9 protein-coding genes are annotated in these 12,143 nt (G+C 71.4%); 5 read left to right on the top strand and 4 right to left on the bottom strand.

What is annotated here, in order from left to right; all coding sequences use genetic code 11:
- Positions 1-2: 2 nt before the first annotated feature.
- The 4 genes from ACLJQZ_RS00975 to ssd form a co-directional block, all read right to left on the bottom strand.
- A complete protein-coding gene (locus ACLJQZ_RS00975) occupies positions 3-728 on the bottom strand; it encodes a type II secretion system F family protein (RefSeq protein WP_410618040.1) in 726 nt (241 codons plus the stop codon).
- Positions 725-1,492: a type II secretion system F family protein gene (locus ACLJQZ_RS00970; protein WP_410618039.1), complete on the bottom strand. Its 768-nt coding sequence runs from the start codon at positions 1,490-1,492 to the stop codon at positions 725-727. The genes ACLJQZ_RS00975 and ACLJQZ_RS00970 overlap by 4 nt, the downstream gene beginning before the upstream one ends.
- A gap of 46 nt (positions 1,493-1,538) precedes the next feature.
- The gene (locus ACLJQZ_RS00965; protein ID WP_410618038.1) at positions 1,539-2,690 is read right to left on the bottom strand and encodes a TadA family conjugal transfer-associated ATPase; all 1,152 of its coding nucleotides are present in this window, start codon (positions 2,688-2,690) and stop codon (positions 1,539-1,541) included.
- 163 nt (positions 2,691-2,853) lie between these two features.
- Positions 2,854-3,927 carry a septum site-determining protein Ssd gene (gene ssd / locus ACLJQZ_RS00960; protein WP_410618037.1) on the bottom strand — a complete coding sequence of 358 codons (1,074 nt, stop codon included), beginning with the start codon at positions 3,925-3,927 and terminating at the stop codon, positions 2,854-2,856.
- 557 nt (positions 3,928-4,484) lie between these two features.
- Between ssd and ACLJQZ_RS00955 the strand changes: the two genes are divergently transcribed.
- From ACLJQZ_RS00955 to ACLJQZ_RS00935, 5 genes are all read left to right on the top strand, one after another.
- Entirely contained in the window at positions 4,485-5,315 is an 831-nt protein-coding gene (locus tag ACLJQZ_RS00955; RefSeq protein WP_410618035.1) for an HAD family hydrolase, read from the top strand.
- Positions 5,316-6,105: 790 nt separating this feature from the next.
- Entirely contained in the window at positions 6,106-7,863 is a 1,758-nt protein-coding gene (locus ACLJQZ_RS00950; protein ID WP_410618574.1) for a glycoside hydrolase family 3 protein, read from the top strand.
- Positions 7,860-9,140 carry an exo-beta-N-acetylmuramidase NamZ domain-containing protein gene (locus tag ACLJQZ_RS00945; protein ID WP_410618033.1) on the top strand — a complete coding sequence of 427 codons (1,281 nt, stop codon included), beginning with the start codon at positions 7,860-7,862 and terminating at the stop codon, positions 9,138-9,140. The genes ACLJQZ_RS00950 and ACLJQZ_RS00945 overlap by 4 nt, the downstream gene beginning before the upstream one ends.
- A gap of 47 nt (positions 9,141-9,187) precedes the next feature.
- Positions 9,188-10,918 (top strand): serine hydrolase, encoded by a 1,731-nt coding sequence (locus ACLJQZ_RS00940; RefSeq protein ID WP_410618573.1) that lies wholly within the window; start codon positions 9,188-9,190, stop codon positions 10,916-10,918.
- 211 nt (positions 10,919-11,129) lie between these two features.
- Positions 11,130-12,131, top strand: coding sequence for a MurR/RpiR family transcriptional regulator (locus tag ACLJQZ_RS00935; RefSeq protein ID WP_371827597.1), 1,002 nt, complete (start codon positions 11,130-11,132; stop codon positions 12,129-12,131).
- Positions 12,132-12,143: the final 12 nt, after the last annotated feature.

The following is a 12,143-nucleotide window of genomic DNA, read 5'->3' as shown; positions in this document are numbered from 1 at the left end:
GGTCAGAAGAGGGGGCCGAGACGGCCGGCCAGGCCCAGGACGACCGGCAGGACGCCCAGGCAGAAGAAGGCGGGCAGGAAGAGCAGACCCACCGGCAGGGCCAGCGCCACTCCGGCTCGTTCGGCGCGTTCCTCGGCCTCGGTGGCCAGCTCCTCGCGGAACCGCTCGGCGAGGTCGGCGGCGGCCATGGCGAACGCCGCGCCTGAACGGGAGGTGCGGATCGCCGCGACCGCCAGTTCGTCGAGGCCCGCGAGCGCCTGCACCGGCGCCCAGGCCTCGCCGGGCTCCGAGCCGAGGGCGAGCAGGGCCGCTACTGATCGCAACGCCGCGGCTGCCTCGGCGGGTGCGGCGCCGGAGACCGCGTCAAGCGCCGTCGGGACCGGGAGACCCGCTCGCAGACAGGCCGCCAGGAGGTCGAGCGTGCCCGCGAGCCGGAGTCTGGTGGCGATGTCGGCCGCGGGTGCGCGCGGTCGCCGGGAACGGCCGATCGCCCACCAGCCGGCGGCGGTCACGAGCGCACCCACGACGATCCCGGCCAGGCCGCCGACGAGTACCGCCAGCGAGACGCCGCCCAAGGTCGTCGCGATGTGCGGGACTGCGCCCGGCCACTTGCGAACGGGCTCGGGTCTTCGGGCGGCCCTCAGCCAGGCGAACCGCCGGGCCGCGGCGGCGTCGGCCGGCCAGCTGACGACCGCGCCGGCGAACAGCAGTAGTGCCGCCGCGTTCATCGGAGCCGCACTCGGCCGGTCAGGGCGCGGCACCAGGCCGTTCCCGCCCAGAGGAGAACGCTGCCCAGGACCAGGAGGAGCTGCCCGGACGTGCTTTCGGTCAACACCGACAGGGGCGACGCGCCCATCGCCTGCCCGAGGAGCACGCACAGCACCGGGAGGCCGGTGAGCACCGCCGCGCTCGAGCGTGGGCCGGCCAGTTTCGCGCGCATCCGGCGGGCGTACGCCAGGGCGGCTTCGGCGTCGCGGCGGGCGGCGTCCAGGACGTCGGCCATCGGCAGGCCGTAGCGCCTGCCCAACGTCCACGCCGTGGCCAGTTCCGGGATGGCCTGCGCTCGCAGCTCGCCGTCCAGGCGGGCCGCGGCCGCCAAGGCTCGCAAGTCCGCCGAGACCGCGGGGACGACTTCGGCGGCGGCCTCCGCCGCGGTCACCGGGTGGGCTCCGGCGCGCAGCTCGGCGACCATCGTCCGCAACGCGGTCGCCGTGTGCGCGGCCATCGCGAGGTCCCGGTTCGCGCGACGGTGGGCTTGCCATTCCTGGCGCCACGCCAGCGTCAGCACCCCGACGGCCACGGCGCCGCCGACTCCGGCGAGCAGACCGGCCAGCGCGGCGGGGAGCAGCCAGCGGACGACCGGCCACAGCTCGGACAGACGGATGCGGGACTTCGCCGCCGGATGTTCCACCACGGCCTGCAGCCGGTCCGGCGCCGAGGGCCAGCACGCCAGGGCCGCGCCGACGCACAGAGGGAGCCACGCGGTGATCATCGACCTCTCCTTCGAGGGTGCGGGAAACGTTGTCGGGAAAGGAAAGTCAGCACGCGAGGGATCCCGTCGTCACGAAGAGGTGGCGGTCGACCGTCCAGCGGCCCGCGCGCCACACCGGCACCACCCGCGCGCGGCCGTGCTCGCCGCGGAGCACGCCGACCTCGGCGAGACGGCGTCGGCCGCCTGGCTCGCGTCGCATGTGGAGCACGACGCGGACCGCCGCGACGAGCTGGCTGTGCACGGCGTCACGGCCCAGCCCGCCGAGTGCGGCCAGCGCCTCGATGCGGGCGGGCACTTCGGCCGGGGAGTTGGCGTGGAGCGTGCAGGCGCCGCCGTCGTGGCCGGTGTTCAGGGCGGTGAGCAGGGCGCCGACCTCGGCGCCGCGGACCTCGCCGACGACCAGCCGGTCGGGGCGCATGCGCAAGGCCTGGCGCACCAGCTCGGGCAGGCCGACGGCGCCCGCACCCTCCACATTGGCCGGCCGGGCGACGAGGCCGACGAACTGCGGGTGCGCGGGCTGCAGCTCACCGGCGTCCTCGACGCAGACGATCCGCTCGCCAGGGTCGACCGCGCCGAGCAGCGCGGCCAGCAGGGTGGTCTTGCCCGCGCCGGTGCCGCCGGTGACGAGGAACGCCATTCGCCGCGACACGACGTGCTGCAGCAGCTTCGCGCCGCCCGCGTCGAACGCGCCGAGCTCTTGCAGGGCGGCGAGGTCGTGTGTGGCCGGGCGGAGGACGCGCAGGGACAGGCAGGTGCCGTTGGCCGCGACCGGCGGGAGGACGGCGTGCACGCGGATGCGGCCGTGCGGGCCGGATCCGGGGAGCCAGCCGTCCACATAGGGCTGTGCGTCGTCGAGGCGGCGGCCGGCCGCCAGCGCGAGGCGCTGGGCCAGGCGGCGGACGGATTCCTCGCCTTCGAAGCGGATTTCGGTGCGGGTGAGGCCGTGCGGGCCGTCCGTCCAGACCTCGTCCGGGCCGGTGACGAGGACGTCGGTGGTCGCCGGGTTGTCGAGGAGCGGGGCCAGCGGGCCGGCGCCGACGAACTCGTCGCGGGCCTGGCGGACGGCGTCGAGCACGGCGTCATGGCCGAGGGCGCCGCCCGCTTCGGCACGGACCGCGGTCGCGACGGCGACCGGGTCGGCTTGGCGGCGGTCGCCGGCGAGGCGGTTGCGGACGCGGTCCACGAAGTCGGTCGTCATGGGTTCACCGCCTTGGGCTGGGAGGATGGCCGGGGCGGGGAGCTTCGGGGCGGGAACAGCTCCAGGAACTGCTTCACGCTCGCCGTGTTGCGGCCGGCCAGGGTCAGGATCGTCGGGAGCAGGAGGTCGCCCACTCGGGTCGGGGATGTCGGCAAACCTGACGTCATCGGGTCGCCGCCCGGGCTTCGCGGCGGGCTACGGACAGGACGTCCGCCGCCGCTGTGGACAAGGGCCCTGTCTGTTTGGCCGGGAATTCGCCGCGCTCCACGGCGGCCGGCAGGCCTCGCTCCAGGGGCATCGAGGCAAGCAAGGGCGGCCCGAGGAGGCCGGCCGTCTGGGCGGGTGAGACTCCGGAGCGGGACCGTCCACACGCGACCACCCCCAGGCGGGCCGTCAGCTCCGACAGCCTGCGCAGCACCTGCTTCGCCGCCATGCACGCGCGGAACTCGACCGGGACCACGAGCACCACCAGGTCGGCCACCGTGACCGCTTCCGCCGCCGCGTCACCCAAGGTGCGCGGGAGGTCGCAGACCACCGTGCGGCCCGCGCGGCGGCCCGCGGCGAGGACCGCCGACAGCGACTCCACCCCCGGGCCCTCACCTTCCCGGCCGCACGCCAGCACCGGCAAGCTGCCACCTCGATGACGGCGCTGGGGCAGCGCGGCGGCCAGCGCCGGTACCGACACCCGGCCGCTCAGCCGGACCTCGGACCAGCGCGGGCCTGGCGTCTTCTCCAAGCCGAGCAACAGATCCAGACCGCCGCCCAGCGGGTCGCAGTCCACGAGCAGCGCGCCGCCGGGGTCGCGGTCGGCCGCCAGCGCGAGGGTCGCGGCGAAGACGGACGCACCCGCGCCGCCGCGGCCGCCGACCACGCCGAGCACCAGCCCGGCCTGCTCGGCCGGCGTCTCGACGACGTCCGCGAACGCTCCCGCGAGCTCGGTCTCCTCCTCCGGCAACGAGATCACGCGCTCGACGCCGACACGGAACGCGTGCTCCCACGTCCTCGGCTCCGGGGCGCCCTTGCAGACCAGGAGGATGCCGCCACGCCGGGGCAGCGAGGGTGGCCGCAACGCCGTTTCCTCGTCGAGGACCACCAGCGGCGCCCGGGCCCACTGCCCGCCGGCCGCGGTCAGGTCCGGGGCGCGGTCGAGCTCGCAGCCCGCCACCGCGGCCACGCGCAGAATCTCGTCGAGCACGGTTTCGTCCGTGGCGACCACGAGCGGTCGTTCCCCCGCCATGTGTTCCTCCCCCGTCGTCGGTGCGGGCCTCGGATGGCCCGGGTTCCACCGTCGCGGCGGGGGGCGTGGGGGCACAACGGGTCGAGGGCCGGGCTGTGGACAACCGGGGTGATGTGGACAACTGCCGCCGGGGAACGGCTCACGCGCCGGTTCTGTCGGTGGGGCGTGGCAAGATCGCGCCGGCACCCGCGTCGGAATGGACCGGACACGGGAAAAGATTTCCGGAAAGGCGAATGGCGCGACAGAACCGTCCGGCGATTCGGAACCCGGGCTCGCGAAAGGCGAGCGGGAGGTTAAGAAGGCGGCCCCCGCCAGGGGGGAGGGACGGGGGCCGCCAAGGGTTCAGCCCCGGGGGGTCGGACTGAACCGGCCCGGTTGGACACCGGGCTCCCTCACTGTAACTCCGCCGGACGCCCGGGAGCCCAGCGGTCGAGGCACACAGTTCGGTAACGGCATCGCGCGTCGAAAGTCCCTTCCTGTCATGGATTTTCCGGCGACACGACGCGCTTGTGGTGGATCAACGGGACGCGTCGCGATCAAGCTCTTATCCTGGACACGTGGCCGAACCGATCAGCGCGCCGACGCGCATCCGGAAGCCGGGCCCGGAGCACGCGGTGGCCGCGTTCTTCGACCTGGACAAGACGATCATCGCTTCCTCGAGCGCGCTGGCGTTCAGCAAACCATTGCTGAAGGAGGGACTGATCAACCGTCGCGCCGCGTTGCGCAGCGCCTACGCGCAGCTGGTGTTCTCGCTCGCCGGCGCGGACGAGAACAAGACCGAGCGGATGCGCGCGGAGGTCTCCGCGCTGTGCACCGGCTGGGACGTCGCGCAGGTTTCGGCGATCGTGCGGGAAACCCTGCACGACGTCGTCGACCCGCTCGTGTACGCGGAGGCGACGGAGCTGATCGCGCAGCACCGCGAAGACGGCCACGACGTCATCGTGCTCTCGGCGACCGGCGAGGAGGTCGTCGCGCCCGTCGCGGAAATGCTCGGGGCGACCCGGAGCGTGGCGACGCGGATGCAGATCGTCAACGGCCGCTACTCCGGCGAGGTCGACTTCTACTGCTACGGCGCCAACAAAGCCGTCGCCGCGAAGCAGCTCGCCGCGACCCACGGCTACGACCTCGCCGAGTGTTTCGCCTACACCGATTCGAGCACCGACATCCCGCTCCTCGAGGTCGTCGGGCACCCGCACGCGGTCAACCCGGACAAGCTGCTGCGACGGGAGGCGCTCGACCGCGGCTGGCCGATCCTGGCGTTCGACCGGCCCATGTCGCTGCGCAGCCGGATCCCGACCCGGTCGGCCGGCATGGTGGCCCTCGGCGTCGGGGCGATGGCCGCCGGGGCGACCTGGTACGGCCTCAGCCGGCGCCGCCGGACCCGGTAGCGGCGGCCGGGCCACCCATACGGCCGTACAACTTCCGCTTTGCTTGGCCCAGCCCCGAATTGTCCGTCGCTGAGGGTGCCCGTGTCACCCGATCCAGCCTCTGTACCGGTGCACCCATCCGCGCACTTGAAGTGACCGGGCTCACGGCGTAGAAAGAAGGTGCGGACGTTCGGTCGGCCAGGGAACAGGTAGAAGAGAAGCCTGTTCCACCCCGGCGAATCTCCGTGCGCGGACTCCGGGAACCCACGCGCAGCGCGCCGCGGGAGGCTCGTCGTCTAGGGACTGCGTAGTGGGACGCCACACGCCGAGTCCATGTAGGTACGACCAGAGTTGCACGCTTGGTCGCCCGAGATGTTCGCGCTTTGCAGGCGGCGCCCGTTGGCCTTCGGCCACGGGCGCCGCCTCGTCATGTGGGTAGCCCGAGCTCGCGGTATCGGCCGCTCGGAGGAGCCGCCGACGCCGAACGAGCACCCCTGGCACGCGGGAGCCGAGCCGCCGGCGGTGGAACGAAGCCGTGCGAGGCGCGCTGGGCCGTTCGGGTCACCCATCCCACCAGTCCGTTCGGGTGAGCCGCATCTTGCGAACGGCGAATTTCCTACCGATCCGGGTACGAACTCGACCGTTGCTGCGGTCGGTCGATGGACATCGAAGGATTCGGTGAGTAGCTTCCCGATATTGGCGCCTCTGAGTGGACTTCTCACGTCACACCGGGCGCCCGCAACTTTCTGGGAGGCTGGTCGTGACGACCCGAAATCGGAGGTTCCATGCGTTCGCGCTGCCCGTCGCGGGGCTGCTCGCCCTCACCGGTGTGGGTGTCGCGACCGCGGCCAGCGCACCGGCGGTGAGCGCGGACGCGCAGGCCGACGCCGCGGCGACGCAGGCGCTTCGGGGACTGACGCTCGAGCAGAAGGTCGGGCAGCTGTTCGTCACCTGGGTGAACGGCAAGTCCGCGGACGAGGTCAACCCGAAGAACCAGACCGACTTCGGCGTCGACACCCCGGCGCAGGTCGTCCAGAAGTACCACCTGGGCGGCGTCATCTACTTCAACAACGACAGCCGCGACAACTTCGACGACCCCGTCCAGGTCGCGAAGCTGTCCAACGGCCTCCAGAAGGCCGCCGTCTCGAGCGGGGCGCACATCCCGCTGCAGGTCGGCGCCGACCAGGAGGGTGGCACGGTCACCCGGATGGGCGCGCCCGCCACGGAGTTCCCGAACTCGATGGCCGTCTCGGCCGGGCGGGACACCGGCCGGGCGACGAAGGCCGCGACGGTCCTCGGGCACGAGCTGCGCGCGGTCGGCATCAACCAGGACTTCGCGCCCGATTCGGACGTCAACTCGAACCCGGCGAACCCGGTCATCGGCGTCCGCTCCTTCGCCGGGCAGCCCGGCCTCGCGAGCCAGTTCGTCACGGCCGAGGTGAAGGGTTACCAGAACTCGGACTTCCCGACGAAGACCGTCTCCGCGACGGCCAAGCACTTCCCCGGCCACGGTGACGCGGCCACCGACAGCCACACCGGCCTGCCCCGGATCGACCGCACCGAGCAGCAGTGGCGCGCCATCGACGTGCCGCCGTTCAAGGCCGCGATCGCGGCGGGCATCGACTCGATCATGAGCGCGCACATCCAGTTCCCGAGCCTCGACCCGTCGCTCGAGCCGGCGACGCTGTCGCAGCCGATCATCACCGGCAAGCTGCGCAACGAACTCGGTTACAACGGCGTGGTCATCACCGACTCACTGGAAATGCAGGGTGTGCGCGAGATGCACAGCGACGCCGAGATCCCGGTGCTCGCGCTGAAGGCGGGCATCGACCAGCTGCTCATGCCGGTGCACCTGGACGTCGCGATCAACGCGGTGCTCAACGCCGTGAAGACCGGCGACCTGTCGATGCAGCGGATCGACCAGAGCGTGCTGCGCGTGCTGAAGCTGAAGCTCAAGCGCGGCATCCTGTTCTCGCCGTTCGTCGACGCGAACCGGGTGATGAAGACCGTCGGTACGCCGGCCAACCTCAAGACCGCGCAGGACATCGCCGACCGCGGCATCACGGCCATCGCCAACGACGCCGGCGTCCTGCCGCTCAAGCAGAAGCCCGCGACGGCGCTCGTCACCGGCTGGGGCGTCTCGACGACGGCGATGCTGGCCCAGAAACTGACCGCGCACGGCACGGCGGCGACCGCGTACCAGACCGGGCAGGCCCCGACCGACGCCCAGATCGCGCAAGCCGCCGCGAGCGCCAAGAACGTCGACCTCGTGGTCGTGCTGACCAACAACATCGGCGGCTTCCCGCTGCAGACCAAGCTCCTCCAAGCCCTGCAGGCCACCGGCAAGCCGGTCGTCGCGGTCGCCGCGCAGATCCCGTACGACGCGGGCTACGCGAACGCCGTGCCGACCTGGCTGGCGACCTACGGCTACATCAACCCGACGCTGGAGGCGCTGACCAAGGTCATCCTCGGCGAGGCGAAGCCGGTCGGGAAGCTGCCGGTCGACATCCCGGCGGGCGCCGACCCGCAGACCGTGAAGTACCCGTTCGGCCACGGGCTCACCTGGTGAACCTGAACCGGCGCCACTTCCTCGGCGCGAGCGCGGGCGCACTCGCGGTCCCGGTCCTGGCGGGCGGCTCGGCCAGGGCACAGACAGCACAGTCGGAGCCGGCCGAGGCGCAGAGCCACGGCCGGGTGCTGACCGGCGCGGAGCAGCTGGCCGCGCAGGGCTGGCAGGCCCTCAAGGGCCGCAAGCTCGGCGTGCTGTCGAACCCGACCGGGGTCCTGCTGAACGGGGACCACATCGTCGACTCGATGGTCGCGGCCGGCGTCAAGCCGGTCGCGGCCTTCGGGCCCGAGCACGGCTTCCGCGGCAGCGCGCAGGCCGGCGGCTCCGAAGGCGACTACACGGACCCACGCACCGGCGTGCCCGTGTACGACGCGTACGGCGCCGACGCGACGAAGCTCGCTTCGCTGTTCACCAAGGCGGGCGTCGACACCGTCGTGTTCGACATCGCGGACGTCGGCGCGCGCTTCTACACCTACATCTGGTCGCTCTACACGGCGATGGTGGCGGCCGCGAAGGTCGGCGCGGCCTTCGTCGTGCTCGACCGCCCGAACCCCATCGGCGGCCGGCTCGCCGGGCCGGTGCTCGACCCGAAGTTCGCCTCCGGGATCGGGAAGAAGCCGATCGCCCAGCAGCACGGCATGACCGTCGGCGAGCTCGCGCACTTCTTCGCCGAAGAGTTCCTGCCGGGCGAAGGCGTGAAGCTCGCGAAGCTGGAAGTCGTCCAGGTACGCGGTTGGCAGCGTGACGTCCAGTTCGCGCAGACCGGGCTGAACTGGGTGATGCCGAGCCCGAATATGCCGACGCCGGACACGGCGCTCGTCTACCCCGGCACCGGCATGTTCGAAGGCACGGTGTTCTCCGAGGGCCGCGGGACGACACGGCCGTTCGAGATCATCGGCGCGCCCGGGCTCGATTGGCGCTGGCGGGAGAAGCTCGAGGAGCTCCACCTGCCCGGCGCGAAGTTCCGGGAGATCTACTTCGTGCCGACGTTCAGCAAGTTCGTCAACGAGACCTGCGGCGGTGTCCAGGTGAGCGTCAGCGATCCGCGGGCCTTCGACGCGATCCGGACCGCGGTCGCGATGCTCGTCACGGCGAAGGCGCTGCACCCGGACAAGTTCGCCTGGCGCCCCGACAACTACATCGACAAGCTCTCCGGGTCCGACCGGCTCCGGACGATGGTCGACGCCGGTGCCGACGTCGACGAGGTCACCGGCGCCTGGCGGGCCGAGCTGGCCGAGTTCGACCGCAGACGTCGTCGTCACCTGCTCTACCGCTGAGAGGAAGAGTCGTGCGTGCTAGGAAGGTCATCGCCGCGGCCACCGGAGTGCTGGTCGCGCTGACCACGTTGACCTCGGGAGCCAGTGCCATCGCCACCCCCGCCGGACGCCACGATGACGCCGGCCGGTTCGACCGGCCGCAGCAGGGGTTCGCCCCGTCGTGGACGACCCTGCGCGACGGGCCGCCGAAGGACGTCAACCTCGACCCGGCGCCGATCAAGTCGGCCGAGGACTTCCTGGCGAGCTGGACGAAGCCGGACGCCACCGGGCACCCGCACTTCTCCGGCGCGGTCGGGCTGCTGGCGCACGACGGCGTCGTCGTCGACCGGTACGCGGTCGGCGGCGCAGTGCGGTACGCCGACGCCGCGGGCACCGAACTGCCCGCCGAACAGCAGGTCCCGATGCGGAACGACACCATCTTCGACATGGCGTCGATCTCGAAGCTGTTTACCTCGATCGCCGTGCTGCAGCTCATCGAACGCGGGCAGCTGACCGTCGACACCCCGGTGTCCCGCTTCTTCCCGGAGTTCGCGACCGGCGACAAGGCCGCCATCACGATCAAGATGCTGCTCACGCACGTCTCCGGGTTCGACGCCGACCCGATCCCCTCGCTGTGGGCCGGCTACCCGGACATCCCGTCGCGCCGGCAGGCCGTGCTCGACAGCCCGCTGAAGAACAAGCCGGGCACGACGTACCTCTACTCCGACATCAACCTGCTCACCCTCGGCTTCATCGTCGAGAAGCTGACCGGGCAGCCGCTGGACAAGGTGGTGCACGACCGGATCACCGGGCCACTGGGCATGGCCGACACGGGGTACAACCCGCCCGCGTCGAAGCTGAACCGGATCGCCGCGACGGAGTTCGAGGCGAACCCGCCACGCGGGATGGTGCGCGGCAGCGTGCACGACGAGAACGCGTGGTCGCTCGGCGGCGTCGCCGGGCACGCCGGGGTGTTCAGCACGGCGGGCGACATGGCCGTGCTGGCCCAGACGATCCTCAACGGCGGCAGCTACCGCGGGCACCGGGTCCTGAGCCCGGACACCGTGCGTCTGATGCTCACCAACTACAACCAGCAGTTCCCGGACGACTCGCACGGCCTCGGCTTCGAGCTGGACCAGCCCTGGTACATGGGTGCGCTGGCCTCGCCGGTCACCGCCGGGCACACCGGTTTCACCGGAACGACGCTGGTCATCGACCCGGAGTCGCGCTCGTTCGCGATCTTGCTGACGAACCGGGTGCACCCGAGCCGCAACTGGGGCTCGATCAACACCGCCCGTCAGGTGTGGGCGACGTCGCTCGCGCGCGCGATGGCCGTCGAACCGGCCGCCGGGAAGGACGCCTGGACGAGCACGCTGGGTAACAACGCCGTCGCCACGCTGAGTACCCGCCCCATTACTACGCAAAGTGATCAAGCACGCGTGTCCTTCTACGCCTTCGTGGACACCGAGGGAAGCACCGATCCACTACAGCTGCAGACCAGCACCGACGGGGTGAACTGGCAACCGATCGCGCTATCGGTATCCGGGCCGGGTGCACCGTCCGGAGACGTGACGTCGCTCTCCGGACACGGGCACCGTGCCTGGTGGAAGGTGACGGCCAAGCTGCCCCAAGCCGCCGGGATCAGCCTCAGGTGGCGTTACGGCACCGATCCGAACTACACGGGCCGCGGAGTTTCGGTCGACGGTGTGAAAGTCACCGAACGCGGCCGAGCACTCCTCGACGGTGAGCAAGAATCGTCTGCTTTCACCGCTGAAGGTTTCCAGTTGAGCGCACGGTGACCGTTCGGTCGCCGAACGCCGACATCCGGGTACCGCTGAGCGGTACCAAGCCGTTTGCGTCGCGACACTAAGTTGCCAAGTCGTTAGCTTGACCTCGTTAACAAGGTCGACCCTGTTGGCGACTTTCTGGTCAACGATTAATCGCAAATCGAGATCCGCAGACACGGACGGGTTGCGATCGTACCGAAGGGTGTGGGTAACCTTGTCGCAAATGCCAACGGTTAGTAACTTTCCGACGGTGACTGACACCGAATCCGTAGTCGGAACGGCACCGTCCGAAGCCGTACCGGTCCAGACGGCCGTACGGGACGCCGACGCCAGCCCGCTGGTCCGGATCCGGTCGCTGCTCCCCGGCCTGGCCCGCGCCGAGCAGCGCGTGGCCAAGGTGGTGCTGGAGGATCCCGCGCACGTCGCGAGACGCAGCATCACCGAGGTGGCCCTGGCCGCCAACACGAGCGAGACGACGGTGACGCGGTTCTGCAAGGCCGTCGGCGTCGGCGGCTACCCGCAGCTGCGCATCGCGCTGGCCGCGGACACCGCGCGCACCGAGGCGCGCAGCTCGCGCAACCTCGGTGGCGAGATCGGCCCGGACGACGACCTGGCCGCCGTGATCAGCAAGGTCAGCTTCGCCGACGCGCGCGCCGTCGAAGAGACGGCCGAGCAGCTCGACGTCGCTACGATGCAGCGCGTCATCGAGGTCGTCGCCAACGCCGGCCGCTCCGACGTCTACGGCGTGGGCGCCAGCGCGTTCGTCGCCGCGGACCTGCAGCAGAAGCTGCACCGCATCGGCCGTGTGTGCTTCGCGTGGTCGGACACGCACATCATGCTCACCTCGGCCGCGGTGCTGAGCCCCGGTGACGTCGCCATCGGCGTCTCGCACACCGGCGCGACCACCGACACCGTCGAGGCGCTGCGGGTGGCCCGGGAGCACGGCGCGATCACCATCGCCGTGACGAACTTCCCGCGCTCCCCGATCACCGAGGTCGCCGACTACGTTTTGACGACGGCCGCCCGGGAAACCACCTTCCGTTCGGGGGCCACGGCGAGCCGCATCGCCCAGCTCACCGTCATCGACTGCCTGTTCATCGGCGTCGCGCAGCGGCACATGGACGCGTCGGTCAACGCCCTGGACGCCACCAGGGACGCGGTCGGCTCGCACCGCCTGGGAGTCAGGCCGGACGGTCGTCGCCGTCCTCGGGAAACCGGCAAGTAGATGACCGGAGAA

The organism is Amycolatopsis sp. cmx-8-4, assembly GCF_046548675.1.
Classification (GTDB): Bacteria; Actinomycetota; Actinomycetes; order Mycobacteriales; family Pseudonocardiaceae; genus Amycolatopsis.
This window is presented reverse-complemented; position numbering and strand designations above follow the sequence as displayed.